This window comes from Nostoc sp. NMS9, from assembly GCF_017114995.1.
Lineage (GTDB): Bacteria > Cyanobacteriota > Cyanobacteriia > Cyanobacteriales > Nostocaceae > Nostoc.
The window spans coordinates 109,338-130,160 of the sequence record NZ_JABXKL010000058.1 but is presented as its reverse complement, the minus strand read 5'-3'; the positions used below and the strand labels follow the sequence as shown (position 1 = coordinate 130,160).

Genomic DNA, 20,823 nt, shown 5'->3' with positions numbered 1-20,823 from the left:
TCTACCTTGTATTAAGTCGTAAATTATGGGCAAACGGAAGCCATAGCAGTTGTGTGATCAATACCTGACAGTAAAAAGATCACAACTGCACTATATGATTAACCATAAAAGGTTAATCAGAGGTTTACACGAGGTGCATTTAAGGTCTCGGTAGTGTCCTGGAATTTCGCTGATTCTGGGATACTATCTTGAGCATAGCTATTTAATTGCCTAAAAAGCACTAACTTGATAAGCGTCTAACACGAAAAAATCAGGTGATTCAAGAATCTGATCTGATTATTCTCATGTCTATGACTTCTCTGCAAAAGGCTATGCAAAGGCACTTAAATTTGTTGAAAGGGTAATTTTTATTTTTCCCACTTCTTCAAATTTCACGCTCATAAGTCTTAACAAAACCTTTACCTGATCCAATGAAACAGGCATACTACCTGCGGGAGTAGCTTCAGTCTCAAGCCTTTAACCTCCAGGATTAAAAAGCTGGCTTCGAGCCATCTAAAGTAAAGAGACAAGAAAAACTAGAAAGTACATCTTTTTAAGATATTATTACCAATCAACTAAACTCTCACTGAAAAAATACAATAACTGCTTGTTTTTCTTGCAAGATACCAAAGTTAATCTTTTTCTTGCCGTGTCTAGCATCTTTAAGGTAACGTTCAAACAATTATGTAAGTTTTATTACACCTCCGAGAGCGTAATGATTGCGAGTGGTTAAGAGAAGACATCTCCAGAAATTAAATATGCATTACCCAGAACCCTTGTAGAGACGTAGCAGTGCTACGTCTCTACATTCTTTTTCAAAGATGTCTAGACTTTTGCCAGAGGCATATACAAACGCGATTTTATTCCTGAATTTACTGGGGTATACAGGGAACAGGGAACAGGGAACACGAAAGAAGAGAACAGATGTGTACTGAAGTGTTTTCACGCAATCAATGGGCATTCGATATCAATGTAATAAGCTTACACTGATCAACTGAAAATTTACATGAACAATTTATAGTTTTTTCATGTAAATTTTCTGAAATCTGATGATAATAAATAATTTTTACCCCAACCATATAGCTATTAGCTGTTTATTAGATGACTGAGTCCCAATCAGAGTTAGCATTTTGAGTGCTGGCTGGTTGAGACTGGCACTAAGAAAACCTCAAAAGCTCGTGTCGCCTCGTTCCCAGCCTGGAGGCTGGGAATGTATTCTCATAGGCTCTGCCTCTGGTCAAGCCACTGGAGGCGGAGCCTCCCAGAATGGGTTAAGAGCCTAGAGGCTCTTAACCCGTGAGGACAAGCATTGTATCTTAACTTAGTGCCATTCGGAAATGATCCTTTGTTTGGTGGTGCTGATACTTTAACTGGCGACCAAGGCGCAGATTTATTTGCCTTCCAGTTTGGAGAATCAACAGTATTAGCAAGCGATCGCATTACAGACTTGGAATTTTCCCCTTTAGAGTGTCGGGAAAAGGGTTATGTTTTTCGTGGTCTTTTCCAGATCAGGTGAAAAGTCAGGTGAATCATTATACCCCTCGTGCAATTCCAAAAGAATCTCCCTTCAAGGTGACTCCAAGGGGTTCTACCACCACTTCGCGGGTAAGGGACGCTTCAACCCTTCCTGCAATCACAGCCGAGAGTTGATGTTCTCTTGCAAGCAGGACAATTCTCTCTGCATCCTGCACTGACTCTGTATAGAATGCGAATCCTGCACCGTAATTGAACACCGAAAGCATCGTCTCAGCCCCGCCCTCAAGCTGACTCTCAACAAATGTAAATATCTCCGGCACTGGGAGCATCATTTCGATGACATACCGAAGCGGCTTCACCGACCGCATCAGCTTTTGCCAGCCATGACCAGTAATATTCTCCATCGCCGTGGGCCGAATTCCCTCACCAAGCACCGCCTGTACAAGGGGCGTGTAAAGATACGAAGCAGCATTCATCGCTTCCCAGAACTCCTGCCCACTAGGAAGTTTTGTTCTGTAACCATCAGGAAGCGACTCAGAAAGCTTTCGCAGTGGGGTAAAGCCGTTCTCATGGGGGCCCGAACTTTCGACGAGAACAATGGTATTTCCGGCATCCAGACGCGAGCTATCAATGGGAGCGACATCAGCTGGCATAACCCCAAAAACTGAGCCGGCGATGTCGAGCCGCCCTGGAATCATCTTGGTTTTTAGTTGAGGAGTTTCCCCTGAGAGATAGACACATCCCACTCGTTTGCAGCCCTCAACTACTCCATCAAGAAACCCATCAAGAAAAGCGGGGGTAAAGATTGTTTCAGGAGTACTCGACGGCAGATAAAGACCGAGAAGTATAGTCTGCATACCTGAAGTTGCGGCATCGTTCGTCAGACACGAGATGATCTTGATCCCAATATTCCACCAGAATCGTCTAAGTTCTTCTTCGGAAAGATCATCAGGGCGGGTATCGTCTGCGGTGCCCAGTCCTTCGGGCACAAGTGTCATAGAAAGCTCTCTAGCCCCCGCCTCCAGAAACGGAGCGAGGTTGAAACTGAAAGCGTTAGCGCTTGCTCCCAGACCTGACGCGGGCACGATGCCATAAGCGCTTGCAAAGCCAAGTGTGCGTTTTGCGGCATCGATGAAGCGTCGTTTTGCAGCATCGAGAGTATCGTAATCGACTTGATCGAGAGCTTGAGCCATCAGGTTGCGTTTTAAGTTAGGAGTTAGGAGTTAGGAGTTAAAAGTGAGGAAAACTCATAACTCAGAACTCCTAACTCCTCACTTTAAAATACCTCATCTTCAATACCGCGCCACCATTCCCCCAAATTCATCAAGTCTTGGTAAATATCTTCTAATTCTTTGGTGTAGACATCATTTGTCAGGGTAGCTCGACGCTCTTGCAATTTCTTGAGACGCAGTTGTACCAATACCCAAGGTTTAGAGATGCTATTTGTTGCTTCGATGTATTGTGCTAGTTCTTTGCTATCCATATATTTTATATTTTGATTTTCACTACTTTTATTTCGGCGATGCCCGTCCCACTACTGGAAAACAGAAAAGAGAGAAATTAAAAAGAACTTCTCCCTTTGCTGGTGGGCTTTCTGCCTCAACTTTTGTAAATTAACTTATTGCTTTTCCTTTACATAGTCTGGCACAAGCTACACAGACGCATTTAGCTTTGTCATTCTCAAAAGGTAGGAAGCAGCTTACTAAGAGGCATCGAACTCAGTTCAAAACTGGCAATTAATTAAGCTTTAGCCAAGTTTTCAGCAGCGAAGTCCCAGTTGACTACCTGGTCTAGGAAGTTCTTAATGTATGCAGGACGGGCATTTCTAAAATCGATGTAATAGGCGTGTTCCCAAACATCTAAGGTTAAGAGTGCTTTCTGACCATGAGCTAGAGGGTTCTCTGCATTCGGTGTCTTGATCACCTTCAGCGTACCGCCATCATCAATCAACCAAGCCCAACCACTGCCGAACTGAGTTGCAGCTGCGTTAGAGAACTCTTCCTTGAATTTATCGAAGCTGCCAAAAGCTTGATCGATTTTGGCTGCGAGTTCACCAGTAGGTGCGCCACCACCCGCGGGCTTCAAGGAGTTCCAGAAGAAGGTGTGGTTCCAAACTTGAGCAGCGTTATTAAAGATTCCCGTTTTAGAGGAGTCTTTGAAGGAAGTTTTAATCACCTCTTCCAAAGACTTATCAGCAAGTTCTGTACCCTCAGTGAGCTTATTTAGGTTATCTACATAAGCCTTGTGATGTTTGCCATAATGATACTCAAAAGTCTCAGCTTTTACGCCATAAGGCTCTAAAGCATTAAAGTCGTAGGGTAGTGGTTCTTGTACAAATGCCATTTGTGAAATCCTCTCTTTACCGGTTTCCAGTTGAAAGCTATTGCAGAAGCTTAGGAAATTAATAGCTTTTATTTTTAGTGGTTTTATGTCTTTAATCATGGAACATAAAACTTAACATCGTCATTCTACTACCAAAGTGAAGATAAAGTGAAGACGGAAACGAAAGTACTTCGGTGATAAGTCAAATCGCTAGCAATTCCTAACTATAAATAAAAATGACTAATATTTTATAGCAAAGGGCTAATAACTAACTAGCATTTAGCAATTAAAGCTTTCATACTTCTATCTTTAGTAGGATTAATTAGAATGTGAAAAATCAGTCAAAAGCGAGATGATTTAATATTAAATAAATGTAAGAAAAAAAATGTAAGAAAAAATTTAATATTTCAATAAATGTAAGATTTATTTACACTTTCCAAATGCTAGTTCTTAAAGAAGATAGCCAATAGTCAAATTATCTATTTTATTTTCAAATACAGTTTTGAGGATGGTAAGTGAATAATCATTCACCCACCACCCTTTGAAACTAAAAAACTAACAACAAATAGCAGTAATTAATACTGAGATAAACGCTGTTGGTAATAGTTAACGATTTGTGCCGTGACTTCAGACACTTCCAAACCATCAGTTTGAAGTTCGATCGCATCTGCTGCTTTCTGCAAAGGAGAAACTTTGCGTGTACTATCTTTCCAGTCACGTTCGGCGATGTCGTGTTCCAGCTGCTCTAAACTCACTTCCGGTTGACCTTGGGTGTTAAAGTCTTGCTGACGGCGACGGGCGCGTTCACTTACAGAAGCGGTTAAGAAGATTTTCACTTCGGCATCGGGAAATACGTGAGTACCAATATCCCGACCTTCAGCTACTAAACCACCTTTTTTACCCCAGTTTTGCTGTTGTTTAACTAGTGCTTGACGCACAGCGCTTTGTGCCGCGATCGCCGATACTTGAGATGTTACCTCAATGGTGCGAATCACCTGGGTAACATCAGCACCATCAATCCAAACCCGCACGGACGATTGTAAATCCTCGGTGGGAGTAAGTTCAATTTTACACTGATTAGCTAATTGGGCGATCGCACACTCATCGTCAATAGCAATTCCCTTTTGCAGTACTAACCAAGTGACAGCACGGTACATTGCTCCTGTATCTAAATACACTAGACTCAGGTTTGCTGCCACTTGCCGCGCTACTGTAGATTTTCCAGCACCAGCTGGACCATCAATGGCGATAATGGGTTGACGATCGCGCAATATGATATTGTCAATCAAACGTGTAGCACCAAGACGAGCTGCGATCGCCAACATTCCTTCCTCCTCAACTTTTTCTAAAGACATCAACGTAGTCGGTTCAACCAATTCAATATATTCCACTGAGACCGTGCTGACCATTGCCACTTCTTGCTGTACCACTGCTATCAACTTGTTGCTATTGCGATCGCCTGCAATGAATGCAGCTTCAGCTCGTCGCAAGCCCCGATACAACACCGCTGCTTGCTCTTTTGCCGTTGCAGTCAAATATTGATTGCGAGAACTGAAGGCAAGACCCGACGCTTCCCGTACTGTTGGACAAACAACAATCTCTACTGGCAAATTTAAGTCAGCTACTAAGCGTTTAATAATTGCTAGTTGCTGACCATCCTTTTCACCAAAGTAGGCACGGTCAGGCTGTACCAAATTGAAAAGTTTGGTAACAATCGTAGCGACACCCTGAAAGTGACCTTGCCGAGAACGACCACACAAGCCTGTTATCATAGCAGATGGGGGGATAACTTGTGTAACCTTTGATTCTTGTATACTCTTCTGAGGAACTGCCATTTCTTCCGGAGTCGGTGCAAAAATGGCATCTACCCCAGCTTGTTCGCAAAGTTGTTGGTCTTGCTCTAAAGTGCGGGGATAGCGTTGATAATCCTCATTGGGAGCAAATTGCAGGGGATTAACGAAAATACTCACAATCACCGTAGAATTTTCTTGCCGCGCCCGTTGGATTAAGCTTAAATGACCTTGATGCAAATTCCCCATAGTTGGCACCAGACCCACTGCCGTCTGATACCAGCCAGTCATCTCATCTAGTCTCAGATCCTCAGTAACCGCAATTAGCTTGTTTTCTGAGCATTTAGTTAAATAGCAGCGTAAAGCTGCGACTGTTGTCAGCAGGCGCACAAAAATACCCCTAGTTCTTATCGATCCCTCCCCCGTTAGTTTATATCCGAAATAGAGGGAAGAGATGATTGAACTAGGGGAATTAAGTGATACGGAACTGGGATTGGGAATTGGGCATTGGGCATTGGGCATTGAGCATTGGGAAAATCTCTACTCCCTATTGCTTATTGCCTATTGCCTAATGATTATTTCCCTAAAACTTCTATATGCACTGGTGCAACGCCACTGCCCATCATTCCCAAAATTCGAGCCGCGCCGGCAGACACGTCAATAATTCGACCCCGAATGAATGGACCTCGGTCATTAATCCGCAGCACTACAGAACGACCGTTGTGGGTGTTAGTTACACGCACTTGCGTACCAAAGGGTAAGCTGCGATGGGCGGCAGTCATTGCTTCGGGATTAAATCTCTGACCGCTAGCAGTACGATTACCAGAACCGTCATAGCCGTAATAAGAAGCCATGCCTCTCAAGGTGGCTCGCACTACTCCGACGGCAATTTGTTGGGGTAGCTTTGGTATTGATATTTGTTGACGTACTGGTAAATTCGCAATCTCTTTTAGGGGAGATGCATTGCCTAGTAGTCTCCGCAAGCGATTGGTTGCTTGCAATGCATCTTGCGCTAGATCGTTGGTAGTACCTGCTAATCGCGTACCTTCGTTGATTTCTACCAACTCTTCGCCATTAATTTTAATTACATAGCGATCGCCATCTTGTTGGACAGGGACACTTTTGTTTTGCGCTTGATTGGCAGTAGATTTTTCCCCTGCTTTCCAACTGACGGTAATCTTACTCCCATCCACATTTTCCCGATTCAACTGGTTGATCTTAGCTGCTATTACACCAGCTATCTGAACCGGGTCATTGTCAGCGGAGCTAATCTGGTTACTCGCATCTGTTAGGTTCCCAGTATTTAATGCATTTGATGAATTGCTAGCAATAAGGGCGTACGATTGTACGCCCCCAGTATTGTCAATTGCACCAACTTTTTTAGTCTCAAGATTCGTATTTGATACAGAACTCACAAAGGTGAGAACAGGTATATTTTTGATAAAAAGGGTTGCCGCCTTACGTCCTTTAATGTTGTGAAGATGAATTTCTGTAATCACAGCATCCAAGGTTTGTTTCCCTGCTGTTGATTGGTACTCTCCCACCTTAACGACATCAGGGGCGGGTGATTTTTGGGATGCTAGCGCATTTCCCTTGGTGGTTTGAGTGCAACCGACTGAGGGTACTCCCAAAACAGTCATAAACAGGGCAACAATAGTCCACAAATGTCTTTGATTCATGCGTCCGTTTTTGAAAGCGACTGTAGAACTTAAGTTTTATAACTTGCGGGATTTTTCACTAAATGAAAGTGATTTCCCTATTTGAAAAACTCGAACTCGTTCCGTTTTCACTTTGTTCTTTATAACTGCAACAGACTAACACGAACCTTTTGGCTTGGGGATCAGGGTTTTAGCGTAACTATCGGCCACTTTTTCAAATTCCCATTCCAATTTGAAGGTCGAAACCTTTCTCAAAAGCGGACTTTGGCTATGTAACGCTTTTTTCCGTAAGTCAAAAATTTCTTAAAAAAACTTTACGCTTATTTCACACTAAAGTAGCGATACCCTATTCACATCACTTCTAAAGGCTCGCAACTACCCGTGTATTCTAGATCACATACTTTTTGGCTATTTCCTATAAGAAGGTAATATAACTTTAATTAAATAGCAACGGCATAAATACTTAAAATCATTTATTTAATGAAATATTTAGATTTAACTATGAATAAGTCGTGATATGAGTTACGTGTTAAATAATTATGCAAATTAGTTTGAGTCTAATATCTTTTTTGAAAGTTTTTTCTACTTACATCAATCATTACTTTTATTCTCCACAACTAGACCGATATTAGTGATAAATATAACTTACTAGTACAGTATTGCTGAGTATAAAAAAAAGGACAATACTCAAGTTAATATTTTTCAGGATTAATCACTTAAAATTTAAGAAAACTTTGCGATCGCTTAGATAACAGATGTTGCGTGTACTAAAAATTACAGCTTATCTTGTTTACTTTCAGTAATTGCTCAAGTATGATTTTTGAGAGCAAGCTGTTTTTGACAAAATCTTTGTAACTGTAGGGATGTACAGCTGTACCTCTTCTATATATAGTAGGTATTTTGGGAAATGCCATCAGCCTAATGACAAATCAAGTGCATCAAGGAGATTTAGAAATAGAGCCATCGCCATTAAAAGCTTTTCTCCACGAGTTGCATTCCCAGTACAAGTCACTGCGGGAGGGTGCTGTAGCGAAATACATTCCCGAACTGGCAAAGGCAAACCCGGATTTGTTCAGCATTTGCATTGTGACAGTAGATGGTCAGGTTTACAAAGTTGGGGACTACGAGCAACTTTTTACTATTCAGTCAATTTCTAAGGTGTTTGCTTATGGACTTGCCTTAGAAGATCATGGACTGGATTATGTTTTAACTAGAGTTGGCGTGGAACCAACGGGAGATGCATTCAACGCGATTATTTTGGATGAGCAATCGAAGCGACCTTATAATCCAATGGTAAACGCTGGAGCGATCGCCACCACTAGCTTAATCAAAGGTTCCGGCCCCACCGAACGCCTCAATCGGATGCTAGATATGTTTCGCCGATATATTGGCCGTGACGTATTCGTTGACATTTCAGTTTTTACCTCAGAACGGAGTACAGGGCATCGCAACCGCGCAATGGCGCATTTGATGCTGAATTTTGGCATGATTGACCGAAACATTGAAGAGGCGCTGGATCTTTATTTTCAGCAGTGTGCTGTGATGGTGAATTGCCAAGACTTAGCGGTGATGGCGGCTACTCTGGCTAACAGAGGTATTAACCCCATCACCAAAGAACGGGCGGTAGATAAGCGTTACATTAAAGATATTCTGAGTGTTATGTATACCTGTGGGATGTACAACTTTGCAGGTGAGTGGGCTTATAAAATTGGGATTCCGGCGAAAAGCGGTATTTGTGGTGGGATTATTGCCGTTGTACCCAATAAGATGGGCATCGGAGTTTTTTCGCCGCTTCTGGATATGCGTGGTAATAGTGTGCGGGGGGTAAAGGTGTGTGAAGAACTTTCCCAACGGTTAGGTTTACATCTTTTTGATTGTTCAGGTCAAGAGTGAAGTGGGCATTAGGCATTGGGCATTGGGCATTGAAAAACTCTTCCCCAGTCCTCAGTCCGCAATCCCCAATTTAGCGATCGCCAGACTTTAAATTATCCCTCTTCGCGTATCCTTCCAACCGTATGCAACCTCAACCAGCTGCACTGTGCCAATCTCGATTTGCTTCTGGTACACCTGCTGACCACCAAGCCTTTGATAGAAATGGACTGCGGGATTATCAGCTAAAACCCACACTAACATTGAACTAATACCTGACTCGATCAACCTGGTGGCGATGCTGGAAACCAGGCGATATCCTAAACCTTGGCGCTGGTACTTCTCCAGAATATAGATAGCGTACAACTCACCTTGATAAAGGCGATCGCCTGTCCTCTCTTCACCTCCACTGGCAAAACCAACTATTTGTCCGATTTCATCCTCAGCAATATAGGTAAAATTATCCTGAGCTATATTGCTGAAAATTTTTACCCATTTTGTCTCTCGTTCTTCATAGGATAAATCTGCCAGGAACTTTGCTGGCAATAAGTTGTTGTAGGTTGTCCGCCAAGCGTCTACATGCACTCTAGCAATCGCAGGTGCATCGGTTAAGTTTGCTTCTCGGATCGCCATCAGCTATCTCCTGGCAAGAGTTCGATATTTCTTTCCAGCTAGTTTACAATTCTTCTGCTTGGGGAAGTGGGAAGATTTCACCAGCTAAGTAAGCTTGAAAGTGCTTTTGGAAGTACAACCAGGAAGTCATATCTTCTCCATCTATCAATGCTTTTGGGGCTTGTTTATATAGAGGAATACGGTTATTAATTTCGTCTTGTAGCACTGGGGGAAGTTCTGTTAAACCATTGACTTTGCTGCCAACAGCACTGTAGATAAGTTGACCGGGGCGATCGCCCATTTTCATCCAAGGAAGCCATTGACCAATCCGATCCCAACTCAGTTTGAGTTCAGAAACTGATTTAAGTGCTGGGTTGAATAAATCTGCGGTTGGCACAGTTAATTTAAACAATTCTGCTGCTTGATAAATTGGATTTGGGCTGTATTCGGCAAATTTGCGATCGTCTGCTAAGGGATTGGGGTAATAAGGAAATATATCAAAAACGAAGGTTGTGCTGTCACCATCTACTTGTGCGGGAAAATTTCCCTCAAACTTACCCTGCACTGGATTATTGGCAACGTGAAGCACCGGAACTGTCTCGTCTGTCCAAGGATTCTCCCATTTGGATAAAACCTCATCTGTTTTTGGGTTGAGGTAGTAAGTCAGTTCCCTAGAAGTAAAATCCCAGCTACCTTCTGTTGTGGGAATACATCGGCTAACGCTCAATCCCAGCATCTTAAACAGGAGTTGTCTTTTTTCACCGGGGATAAAGGCGTAAATTTTACCTTTCCAAATCAGGAAAGTCGATTCGGTAGGGTCGAGGGAAGAACGAGTTTTAACCCAGTGCTGGGCTTCAAGTTCTTGGATTTGGGCAACCATCTAAAGCATCCTTCGTATTTGGATAACAAAAGGATAAGCTAACCAGCATTCAAGTTGCATCTTTAGAAGTTAAAAGGTAGGGGAGAGGTATAAGAAATATATTTTGAACTCCATTAATGAGCCTTTGAACTCCATTAATGAGCCTTTGATACTCGTGAATGAGTCTTTGAACTCCATTAATGAGTCTTTGATACTTGTGAATGAGCCTTTGAACTCCATTAATGAGCCTTTGATACTTGTGAATGAGCCTTTGAACTCCATTAATGAGCCTTTGATACTTGTGAATGAGCCTTTGAACTCCATTAATGAGCCTTTGATACTTGTGAATGAGCCTTTGAACTCCATTAATGAGCCTTTGATACTTGTGAATGAGCCTTTGATACTCATGAAGAAGCATAAAAACTCTACTCTTTTGCTCAATCCCCAATACCCCATGCCTTTATCAATTAAACTGGTTCAGAAACTTGCTCATCTAGACGGCGAAACAAAAACACCCAAAGAGGTAGAGAACTATTAATCGCAATTAGTCGCACTAAATGACCAGTTGTGACAATTTCAACATTATGATTTAGTGCCAGGGAAACCAGGATCATTTCCGCTGATCCTCCTGGTGCTGTGACTAAAAGACAGGTTAACCAGTCCCAAGAGGTTAATTGCATCGCAAATATAGCAGCGATCGCTCCGGCTACGAGAGTCATCCCTACAGACATTAAGGCATAGGCGACAGTCCGCTTTCTAAAGTTAGGTTTATCTCCCCAATATTCACCAATAGTAATTCCCAGGAGCATTTGACCCAATAAGTTTATTAAAGGCGGCGGACTAAAGCTAATATCACCTACAAAAGGCAGCCAATGTAGCAAAGGATTAAACCCAATACCAATCAACAATGCACCAAAGAAATCGCCGGCGGGAATTTTAAATAATATAGCTGGATAAACTACTAATCCAGTAATTAGGAGTACTAACAAGAGTAATTCTAGTTGAGATGGATCGAGATTGAGCCAAGCAGCGTTGATTGGGAGTGTTTGCGGATAGTAATTACTAGCTGATGTCCTAGCGATGAAGGGAATTAGAACAACTACAGAGGTGACGCGAATCGCCTGAACTAAGGCAACCAAGCTAACATTTTTATTGTAATCGGCAGCGATCGCGGCCATAATTCCTACACCACCAGGAACCGTAGCCAGCATCGCTGTAAACAGGTTAGTTTTGCTGACGCGGGAGTAAATGTAACCGATACAGCTTCCACTTAGCAGCAGAAATAAGGTAAGAAAAATAAATATGGGAATACAAGAAGCAATACTAGCTAGATTAGCGTGGGCATTGGAAGCGCCGACAGTTAAGCCGACAAGTGCCATTCCCACTTTTCTAGCAGTGCGGTTAGGTTGGGGAGAATATTCATAAAAAATTCGACACCCTTGGAGAACCACTGTACCAGCCGCAATCCCGCCAAATATCCAGGCAATCCTGCCAATTTGCAACTTTGCGAGAAGTAAACCTAGAGGTAATGCCAGAAGCATTTCCAAGGCAAGGACAATTAGTTGCTTGCTAAATAGCTGTTGTTTGGTAACAACAAGATTTTCATGAGTGTGTTTTTCCAGACTGGGAGTACCACTTAGACTTTGGTTCATCGATACTAAGCTTTTTTTTAAGTCTAAGCCATAGGTGCAAAAGTGGATCTCCGGCGATGCGATCGCACACTACACATTACCAGAAACAAGCAAAATGTTACAGGTGTAGGGTTTAATTCTAATGGTGAGTTGATTTTAGATTTAGATTTAAGTCAGGTTTGACAGAGAAAAATTTCAAAGCATAAGAGTTTGAAGCATACATTATGGGCAAACTAACCTAGTGGTCAAATTATTATCACTAGGTAAAACCGAATCGGACAACACCATTATGTACGAATCTATCAATCTTGATCAATTAAGAGATCAATCTGTTAACTACCACTCTAAAACACCTTTCCAGCATCAAATTGAAGCATTTGAAGCCCTGAGTAAAACGTTTAAATTTGGTAGTGAAAAACCTGGTAGTGGAATTTTAGTACTTCCTACAGGTGCTGGCAAGACATTTACGGCTGTCAGATGGTTATCTGACCATGTAATTCCTAAAAATATTAAGATTCTTTGGTTAGCTCCTTCATTTTACCTATTGGATCAAGCATCTGATACCTTTTTTAAAGCTGCTAAGGATATTCCAGAGCCAAAGAAAACGTTAAATATTCGGTGCGTTTCTAGTAATCCTTCTCATGCAAAAGCCTCATCTATACAACTGACTGATGATATTGTCATTATGACAATACAAACAGCTATCAATAATTTACATACTGAAGGTAAAGACATATATGGTAAAAAGTTTGAGACAGCTTTCAGAAAATTTATTGATAGTTGTAGAAAAACAGGACTTTTTGTAGTAGTTGATGAAGCTCATCACTCACCAGCCTATGGTTGCAGAAACTTATTAATTGGTGAAAAAGATTCTGCTTTAGGACTTCGAGGGTTATTTCCAGGATTACATCTGTTAGGTTTAACAGCTACACCAACTTATAATGATAAGGCTAGAAGGGGTTGGCTTTGGAAAATTTTTGAAAATGAAATTATTTATGAAGCGAAAAAAGAAAGTTTAATATTACAAGGAGTTTTAGCTAGACCTAAATACATTGAAGTTGCAACTGGAAAAGAATTAGAAGTTGATGATAAATTATACGATCGGCTAGTTAAGCAACATCAAGACCTCCCAGAATCAATTATTGAAAAACTTGCAAATGATAAACAGAGAAACGATTTTATAGTACACACTTATGTATCAAATAAAGATGCTTATGGTAAAACCATTATTTTTGCTGACCGTTGGTTTCAATGCATCTATATCAAAGACAAGCTTATCGAAAAGGGTATAAAAGTAGACGCAATTTATTCACATATAGATGCCGATCCCGGCTCTGCTGAAGCACGAAACAAACGTACTCAAAGTGATAATCAAAGGATTTTGGATGAATTTAAGAATGGTAAGCTTGATGTTTTAATCAATGTACGAATGTTAACAGAAGGGGCTGACGTTCCTAGCGTTCAAACTGTATTTATTACTCGCCAAACAACAAGCTCTATCTTGATGACTCAAATGATTGGTAGAGCATTACGGGGTGAAAAAGTAGGAGGTAGCAGTGAGGCAAATATTGTTTTATTCTTCGATGAATGGAAACGTTTAATTGATTGGACTAACCCAAAAGATGGTGATACTGGAGGTTCAGAACCGTCTGTAAAAGGCTATCATCCATTTGAATATATTTCTATTCGTTTAGTTGAAGAATTATCGAAGTCAATTGAGAGTGGTGGAGAATACCCAATACCTGAATTCTCAAAAATATGTCCTATTGGTTGGTATAAAACTGAAATTGTATATGCTGATGCTGACAATAAACATGAATCCACGGAAGCATTTACTGAATTTATTATGGTATATGAACATACAAAATACAAATTTGAGGCTTTTATTAAATCCATTCCTTTCGCAAACTTACGAGATAAATGGTCTAAAGAATATGTTGATGATAAATTGATGCGGCCTCAAGTTGAAGAGTGGATAGATAAATATTTTGACCGCAAAGTTGATGACATAGGACAAAAGCTCCAGTCTGATTTAATTAAGATTGTACGGCACATCGCTCGAAATCCAGATCAATCTGCACCGTCATATCATTCATTTGAAGAAAGAGAACTTTACGACTTAGACAAACTTGCTTATAAATTAATTGATTTTTCATCTCGCTTAAAATACGAATATTTAGGCAAAGAGTTTTCTCAACCTGAAACATTGTGGAAAGTTTTTTACAAAAGCTTGATTCGATTTGAAACAGCCGTTGATGCAGCAATTAGAAACATTATTAATCCTAAGCCTGTAGGTAAAACTACTCAAATTGTGATTATTTCATCAGAAGAAGATGATAGAGAACCAACCGAAGCAAAAAAAGAAGAAGTTAAAAAACGAGACAAGTATGCTTGCTTATGTTGTGGAATCAATACCAAAGGTAAATTACAAATAGATCATATTAAACCGTTTTCTATGGGTGGTAAAACATCTATAGAAAACTTACAAACATTGTGTGTTACTTGCAATAGATGTAAAGGTCAGAATGAAATTGATTTTCGGTGTAATACAACAAAATTGAGGGATCAAAAAAATCTTGATTTATCATTTACATCAGAAAGTGAAAAGGCTATAAAGGCTCTAACAAGAGTGGTTAACTTCTTTTACCATTGCAAAGCAGTTTCCAAAATTGATTGGGAGGTATATACTTACACTTACAACATATATTTGTACCCTAGTAACAATCCTGAATGGTTGCTTCAACATAAAGCAGAACTTCTTAAGTTAATTAAAAATAAGCCTGGTTGTCATGCTGAACACATCAATGTTACTACGATGAAATAAAATTACTAATTTTAAATTAGTATTGACTAGACTAATCAAAAATCGGGACTGAGAAATACATCTCAGTCCCGATAAAAAAGCGGGCTAACCGCTATTTATATGGTTAACCCGTGCAGCTTTGGGAACGCGCACAGAAATTGTTATTGCAATACCAACTTCACATTGGCGTTTTGCAGACCGCGCTGTTTCACTTCAGCCAAAGTTTTGTTAACGGCATACTTTTGGTTGATTGAGTTGATCAACTCGGTTTGGTTGTGCTTCTTAGCAACGCCCCACAGGTCAGCGATTAGGTCAAAAGAACCATCGCCATTGCGAGACCAGCCGAGATCATATTCGCCTTCCAACACGGCAACGATGTCAGAACGGACACGCTGACCGTTATAACCACGGACATCAGCTTCAGTCTTTACGCTGATACCGAGGTCGCGCAAGGAAGCCTTGAGGATTTCGGCATCGGTGATTTTGGTACGCAGGGTGCTAAAGTGAGACATTTGGGTTTCCTCCAATGAGAAGATTGAGAAAAACGACAACGGTTTGTTTTGGGCGAAGCCGCGCTTAACAGGATGCGGCTTTTCTTATAACTGCTAGCATTTTCAGCTAGCCTTTCCCCCTGGGATGGCAGAGGAAAGCTTTTAAAACTCCATTCGCTGATATTCAGCTACGGAGGATGCTGCGGGGCGTGCGCGCTGTCTGGCCCAATCTCTCAGAGCCGTTACTTGTTCTTGCATCGTTCGAGACAGCGGCAATGTTGCCTTCAGTGCAGCAATAATATCTAGTTGGGTGAACTCCCGATCTTGGGCAAAAGCTTCATACATTGCCGCAACGATCGCTTGTTCAACTTCTGCCCCAGAAAAGCCATCAGACATCTTAGCTAGTTGCTCAAGATCAAAGCGAGAAATGTCTTCACGGCGTTTGGTCAGATGAATATTAAAAATATCTTGCCGTTCTTCTGGTGTTGGCAGATCGACAAAGAAAATTTCATCAAAGCGTCCTTTCCTCAAGAATTCGCCAGGTAAGCGTTCTACTCGGTTGGCAGTTGCCATCACGAACACTGGTGATTTTTTATCTTGCATCCATGTGAGGAAAGAGCCGAAAATTCTACTTGAAGTCCCCCCATCAGAATCAGATGAACCTCCACTACCAGCAAAGGATTTATCTAATTCATCAATAAACAAAATCGCCGGGGAAATAGACTCTGCTGTTTTCAGGGCGTTTCGCAGATTTGCCTCACTTCGTCCCACCATTGAGCCGTCGTAGACTCGCCCCATATCTAACCGTAACAGTGGTAAACCCCACAGCCGGGAAGTAGTTTTGGCAATCAATGACTTACCGCAACCCGGAACTCCTAAAATTAACATCCCCTTTGGTTGAGGCAAACCATACTCTCTCGCTCTTTCTGTGAAAGCGTTAGAGCGTTGCTTTAGCCATCTTTTTAACTCTTCTAAGCCACCTACAGCATCAATAGTTTCATCTTCTTCAATGTATTCTAAGATGCCATTGCGCCGAATTAGTTGCTTTTTCTCAGATAAAACGATGTCTACTTCATCTTCCGTCAAACGCTCTTTAGTTACCTGTGCCTTACGGTAGACTTTCTCAGCTTCATCTTTAGTTAGACCCAAAGCAGCTCTGAGAAGTTTTTCTCTGGCTTCTGTTGTCAGTCGCCGACCACGATTTTGCTCTATATGGTGAGTTAAGACTTTATTCAACTCAGCCATATCTGGCAATGTAAAGTCGAGAACGACAACTTCCTTTTCCAGTTCTATAGGTACTTGCTGCATCGGAGACATCAAAATGATGTTCTTTTGCATACCTTTGAAACTAGCGATCGCATCACGCAAAGATCGGTTAGTTGCAGGCGCATCTATAAAGGGATGTAAATCTTTAAGAATAAATATACTTGGTTCTTTCTGCCGGATGATCCACTCAATTGCCGCCTCTGGAGACACGGTATTATGTTGGGTGACATTTCGGGGTTGACCATATTCAACAATCCCGTGTGTTACTGTCCAAACAAATACTCGGCGCTGGGGCTTTAACAACTGGGCGATTGTGGAAATTGCTTGCTCGGCCCGCTCTTCCTCGGAGGTAACAAGGTAGATTAAAGGGTATTGAGCTTGAATTAGGATCTTGAGCTCTTCGTTCATACTTCGACCTACTTGAGACCTTATAGAGACAGTAGAGACATTGCTTCTGGTAAAGACAACCGAATCATGAATATCTATCTAGCAAGGAACTAATTCTTCCTTACCCTTGGAATTGGTTTGATCTTCATCCATCTCATCGAGAGAAAGATGCTCTTGACCAACTACTCCTGGTTGATTGCCTAAAGTAACCAGTTCCCCATCACGTAAGACTAGTGAGCTATCACAAGTTGGGCATGAATAAACTCTATGAGTCCGCCCATAAGTAGAATCTTCTAACTCATCAACTAATTCTTGATTAGATAGGTAAAAACCAAGGGCACGTTCGGCAAGTTCTGACATTGGCTCGGAATCAACTGCTGAACGAATCTTCAGTTTTCTGTGCAACTCTGGCGATAAATACAAAGTGACCTTTTGCTTAGTTTGCGTTTGCATATAACTCTTTAACGGTCTTACCCGGGTATGTATATCAAGTTATAGGTTCTTTTATTGGTTGTCAAGACAGTAAAACGTTTTAACGCTAATTTTGTTACATTTATTTACAAATTGGGAATAAAATGCTGTTTATTGATTGATTGATCGCTCAATACAAAGCTCTCAGAATTAATTCTTGATGGAAATTAGCGATCGCTAAACCAACGATTACCTGACTTGGCTTATTTTTTGATTATTTGAAGCGTAAGCGGATTAAAGTTGAATACCTTTCCGGTTGTAAACAACTGATATCCACATGAGATGCCAGCAAATGACACTAGCATCGAAAAAAGGGACACTGAGCCGATTACAACACCACTGGCGATGAACAGAGCAATTCCTATGCCAATCAGCACCCATCCCAGTTTCCGATTATCGCGCCCACCCCAATTTAGAGCTACTACACCTCCCATACACAGCAAAATTCCAGGTGTGCTGCGTAAGTAGACGCTCACATAAATACTTGTACTTAAAAATGTAACGCCTGCTAGGATTAGTCCTAAGCCAATAAGCTTAGTGGCAAGGATTACTTGTTCTTCTTCTTTACCGATGGTAGGCGCTGTAATTTTTGTGGGCGGGGAGTTTGGCATAGGATTTTTTGTGGCAGATGTAGAGTGCTGCTGCACCCTAAACATGAAAGTTATTTTGTCTCCCTGCCCTAACGAAACTCTGTCTCCTGGATGCAGTGGACAAAAAACTTGAGGTTGAAGTTTCACACCGTTAATGTATGTACCATTAGAACTGCCCAAATCGGTAATATGGTATTCATCCCCATTTATCCAAATTTGCGCGTGGATGCGAGATACCACATCTGATTCTGGTAAGCCAGAGATATCAATATCTGGTGGTTTTTGGTCGTTTGGCTTACCGATGCAAATTACAGAAAGATTTGGTGGAAATTGCAAAGATGTGTTGGTTTGGAAGTGAAAAAGCTCCAAAGTTAGCTCGGCTGTCTGAGATGCACTGTACATGAATTGTGTGATAAAGCACTTTCTCTGAGCTTCCTCTACCGGGAACTCAAAAGAGAATAGTAAATATCCTGAAAAAATATTGAATTTTTAATCAACGCTCTTTTGGTGCAGTTTATTCAGCAGTTTACGGATTTGGGAATAACTAGTAAATTGGCGAAGGTATTGATCTGAGTTTCTGGTATTTCTATAAAATCAGTGACTTTGGCAAAATGTGTGATGTAAATGGCTACTGCTAATAAAATCTGTAGTTTGGGGCGAAGAATTTATCGGTTTGCCGCCAGCGTTAGCGGAGTCATTGCCCTGTTAATAATGCTGTCGGGTTGTACTGCAAATGATTTTAACGCCAGAGCGATCGCCTGGAAAACTTATAGCAACTCCCGTTATGGCTTTGAATTTCCATATCCGAGTAACTGGACTTCATTAGCAGCATCAGAAAATGGTGATGGAATTGCGTTTATTTCACCACAGGATAACTCAGTGGAAATTCGCGGGTGGGCAAGTCATCAGCTACCAAACGATCAAGAGTCTGTGAAAAAGATAAAATCCAACTTTCAGACCGCTCAAGGAGTATCTGGGGTGCTGGTCGTAGAAGTTGAGCGAGGAATAAGTTCGATGACACTGACTCTAACTCAAAGTCAAGTGAAATACTATTTAAAGGGACGCAGCAAGAGCCAAGAATTTCAAAATTACTATCGTTTGTTTTATTACATTGCCCAGCAGTATCGGATTTCAAAGTTTTAATGGGGCATGGGGCATGGGGCGTTAGGAGTGCTGTTAGCGGTAGCGGGGCGTTTAGCCCGTGCTGAGTTAGGAGTTAAGAGTTAAGAGTTAGGAGTTTTGTTTACCCCCTTGTCCCCCTATCTCCCTCATCTCCCTCATCTCCCTCATCTGCCCCCAAAATCCATATCTCCCCCATAATAATGATTAAGAGGGTACAGAAACCTGATAGATTTAGCTATCAGCGAGTAAAAACTGGTGAAGATGAAAGTCCTGGTTATTGGTGGTGATGGATATTGCGGTTGGGCAACTGCTCTTTACCTTTCCAATCGAGGTTATGAAGTTGGAATTCTAGATAGTTTGGTGCGACGGCACTGGGATAATGAACTTGGTGTCGAAACTCTCACTCCGATCGCACTCATTCAACAACGTCTCCAGCGCTGGCAAGATTTGACGGGTAAATCTATCGACTTGTTCATCGGCGATATTACGAATTACGAATTTCTCCATAAAACATTACAGCAATTTCAGCCAAATGCCCTAGTGCATTTTGGCGAACAGCGTTCGGCCCCATTTTCCATGATTGACCGAGAACATGCAGTTGTTACCCAGGTCAATAATGTAGTTGGTACGTTGAACTTGCTGTACGCCATGCGGGAAGATTTCCCCGACTGTCATTTGGTGAAGCTGGGGACGATGGGCGAATACGGTACACCCAACATTGATATCGAAGAAGGGTATATCACCATTGAACACAATGGACGCAAGGATACCCTACCTTATCCCAAGCAGCCCGGTTCGATGTACCACTTAAGCAAAGTCCATGATAGTCATAACATCCACTTTGCTTGCCGGATTTGGGGATTGCGGGCAACTGATTTAAATCAGGGTGTAGTTTATGGCGTCTTAACCGAAGAGACGGGGATAGACGAACTATTGATTAATCGGCTGGATTACGATGGTGTGTTTGGTACTGCACTAAACCGCTTTTGTATTCAAGCAGCGATCGGACACCCCTTAACTGTTTATGGTAAAGGTGGACAAACTCGCGGATTTTTGGATATTCGGGATACAGTAAGATGTGTGGAATTAGCGATCGCTAACCCTGCCGAAGCTGGTGAATTCCGCGTATTTAACCAATTTACTGAACAATTTAGCGTCGGCGATTTGGCATTGATGGTGAAAAAAGCTGGTAATGCTATCGGATTGAACGTAGAAATCAATCATTTAGATAATCCCAGAGTTGAAAAAGAAGAACATTACTTCAATGCTAAAAATACAAAATTGCTTGATTTAGGTTTACAGCCGCACCTGCTCTCTGATTCTCTCCTCGATTCTCTGTTAAACTTTGCCATCAAGTATCAGACGCGAGTCGATCACAAACAAATTCTGCCTAAAGTCTCTTGGCACAGAAATTAGCGTAAACCCCAGTAAATCGTGGGTCTAAAATTGGTCGTTGTATTCTAGCACAATATGACGACCAAACAGTTATTATTTATC

17 protein-coding genes are annotated in these 20,823 nt (G+C 41.5%); 5 read left to right on the top strand and 12 right to left on the bottom strand.

The features are described 5' to 3' along the window. The first annotated feature begins 1,288 nt into the window (after positions 1-1,288). Positions 1,289-1,495 (top strand): hypothetical protein, encoded by a 207-nt coding sequence (locus HWQ40_RS17705; RefSeq protein ID WP_292779954.1) that lies wholly within the window; start codon positions 1,289-1,291, stop codon positions 1,493-1,495. 16 nt (positions 1,496-1,511) lie between these two features. On the opposite strand, the gene HWQ40_RS17700 is transcribed toward HWQ40_RS17705, so the two are convergent. The 5 genes from HWQ40_RS17700 to HWQ40_RS17680 form a co-directional block, all read right to left on the bottom strand. Next, positions 1,512-2,648 carry an AIR synthase related protein gene (locus HWQ40_RS17700; protein WP_292779953.1) on the bottom strand — a complete coding sequence of 379 codons (1,137 nt, stop codon included), beginning with the start codon at positions 2,646-2,648 and terminating at the stop codon, positions 1,512-1,514. 83 nt (positions 2,649-2,731) lie between these two features. Then, positions 2,732-2,938: a hypothetical protein gene (locus tag HWQ40_RS17695; RefSeq protein WP_069070599.1), complete on the bottom strand. Its 207-nt coding sequence runs from the start codon at positions 2,936-2,938 to the stop codon at positions 2,732-2,734. A 257-nt stretch (positions 2,939-3,195) separates the two neighbouring features. Beyond that, positions 3,196-3,798 carry a superoxide dismutase gene (locus HWQ40_RS17690; protein WP_292779951.1) on the bottom strand — a complete coding sequence of 201 codons (603 nt, stop codon included), beginning with the start codon at positions 3,796-3,798 and terminating at the stop codon, positions 3,196-3,198. 554 nt (positions 3,799-4,352) lie between these two features. Then, on the bottom strand, positions 4,353-5,957 hold the full coding sequence (locus HWQ40_RS17685) for a bifunctional pantoate--beta-alanine ligase/(d)CMP kinase (RefSeq protein WP_292779949.1): 1,605 nt from the start codon (positions 5,955-5,957) through the stop codon (positions 4,353-4,355). A 185-nt stretch (positions 5,958-6,142) separates the two neighbouring features. Further along, complete coding sequence (locus HWQ40_RS17680) at positions 6,143-7,246, bottom strand: septal ring lytic transglycosylase RlpA family protein (protein WP_292779948.1); 1,104 nt, start codon at positions 7,244-7,246, stop codon at positions 6,143-6,145. A gap of 900 nt (positions 7,247-8,146) precedes the next feature. On the opposite strand from HWQ40_RS17680, the gene glsA reads away from it, so the two are divergent. Further along, positions 8,147-9,118 carry a glutaminase A gene (gene glsA / locus HWQ40_RS17675; protein WP_292779946.1) on the top strand — a complete coding sequence of 324 codons (972 nt, stop codon included), beginning with the start codon at positions 8,147-8,149 and terminating at the stop codon, positions 9,116-9,118. An 87-nt stretch (positions 9,119-9,205) separates the two neighbouring features. Here glsA and HWQ40_RS17670 read toward each other — a convergent pair whose 3' ends face one another. The 3 genes from HWQ40_RS17670 to HWQ40_RS17660 form a co-directional block, all read right to left on the bottom strand. Continuing rightward, positions 9,206-9,727 carry a GNAT family N-acetyltransferase gene (locus HWQ40_RS17670; protein WP_292779944.1) on the bottom strand — a complete coding sequence of 174 codons (522 nt, stop codon included), beginning with the start codon at positions 9,725-9,727 and terminating at the stop codon, positions 9,206-9,208. 43 nt (positions 9,728-9,770) lie between these two features. Next, positions 9,771-10,586, bottom strand: a complete 816-nt coding sequence (locus tag HWQ40_RS17665) for a DUF1838 domain-containing protein (RefSeq protein WP_292779943.1) — start codon at positions 10,584-10,586, stop codon at positions 9,771-9,773. Positions 10,587-11,032: 446 nt separating this feature from the next. Then, complete coding sequence (locus tag HWQ40_RS17660) at positions 11,033-12,217, bottom strand: AbrB family transcriptional regulator (protein WP_292779942.1); 1,185 nt, start codon at positions 12,215-12,217, stop codon at positions 11,033-11,035. Positions 12,218-12,485: 268 nt separating this feature from the next. Here HWQ40_RS17660 and HWQ40_RS17655 point away from each other — a divergent pair, with 268 nt between their 5' ends. After that, positions 12,486-15,020 (top strand): DEAD/DEAH box helicase family protein, encoded by a 2,535-nt coding sequence (locus HWQ40_RS17655; RefSeq protein ID WP_292779941.1) that lies wholly within the window; start codon positions 12,486-12,488, stop codon positions 15,018-15,020. A gap of 140 nt (positions 15,021-15,160) precedes the next feature. On the opposite strand, the gene HWQ40_RS17650 is transcribed toward HWQ40_RS17655, so the two are convergent. The 4 genes from HWQ40_RS17650 to HWQ40_RS17635 form a co-directional block, all read right to left on the bottom strand. Continuing rightward, entirely contained in the window at positions 15,161-15,511 is a 351-nt protein-coding gene (locus HWQ40_RS17650; RefSeq protein ID WP_094350625.1) for a DUF1257 domain-containing protein, read from the bottom strand. A 141-nt stretch (positions 15,512-15,652) separates the two neighbouring features. Beyond that, positions 15,653-17,164 carry an AAA family ATPase gene (locus HWQ40_RS17645; protein WP_104906609.1) on the bottom strand — a complete coding sequence of 504 codons (1,512 nt, stop codon included), beginning with the start codon at positions 17,162-17,164 and terminating at the stop codon, positions 15,653-15,655. 78 nt (positions 17,165-17,242) lie between these two features. Continuing rightward, on the bottom strand, positions 17,243-17,596 hold the full coding sequence (locus HWQ40_RS17640) for a hypothetical protein (RefSeq protein ID WP_292779939.1): 354 nt from the start codon (positions 17,594-17,596) through the stop codon (positions 17,243-17,245). 221 nt (positions 17,597-17,817) lie between these two features. Continuing rightward, entirely contained in the window at positions 17,818-18,606 is a 789-nt protein-coding gene (locus HWQ40_RS17635; protein ID WP_292779937.1) for an FHA domain-containing protein, read from the bottom strand. Between the two features lie 222 nt (positions 18,607-18,828). Between HWQ40_RS17635 and HWQ40_RS17630 the strand changes: the two genes are divergently transcribed. Beyond that, positions 18,829-19,347, top strand: a complete 519-nt coding sequence (locus HWQ40_RS17630; protein ID WP_292779935.1) for a hypothetical protein — start codon at positions 18,829-18,831, stop codon at positions 19,345-19,347. Positions 19,348-19,587: 240 nt separating this feature from the next. After that, a complete protein-coding gene (locus HWQ40_RS17625) occupies positions 19,588-20,742 on the top strand; it encodes an NAD-dependent epimerase/dehydratase family protein (RefSeq protein ID WP_292731743.1) in 1,155 nt (384 codons plus the stop codon). Positions 20,743-20,823 lie beyond the last annotated feature (81 nt).